The sequence below is a fragment of the Labrys sp. 22185 genome (assembly GCF_052045555.1).
Lineage (GTDB): Bacteria > Pseudomonadota > Alphaproteobacteria > Rhizobiales > Labraceae > Labrys > Labrys neptuniae.
Window position 1 is genome coordinate 1 of the sequence record NZ_JBQEPH010000136.1, and the last position, 403, is coordinate 403.

Genomic DNA, 403 nt, shown 5'->3' on the forward strand with positions numbered 1-403 from the left:
ACCGTCGCCGCCAATGCCACCGATACCGCCGATCGCACCCGTCAAGCCGCCGACGACGCCACCCAGGCCACCGTCACCGCCAATACCGCCAATGCCACCAATCGCGCCGGTCAAGCCACCAACTGCGTCACCAAGGGTGCCGCCAAGGCCACCGTCGCCACCGATGCCACCGATCGCACCCGTCAGGCCGCCGACGACGCCACCCAGGCCACCGTCACCACCAATGCCGCCGATACCACCAATCGCGCCGGTCAAGCCGCCGACTGCGCCACCAAGGGTGCCGCCAAGACCACCGTCACCACCGATACCGCCGATCGCGCCGGTCAAGCCGCCGACTGCACCACCAAGGGTGCCGCCAAGACCACCATCGCCACCGATCCCGCCGATCGCACCCGTCAGGCCG

Annotated in this window: 1 protein-coding gene; it reads left to right on the forward strand. The window is 70.0% G+C overall.

Translation table 11 applies throughout. The annotated features are described in order from the left end of the window. Positions 1-403 (forward strand): hypothetical protein (locus tag ACTJKX_RS38275; protein WP_440728508.1); only part of this gene is annotated, 403 nt, incomplete at both ends.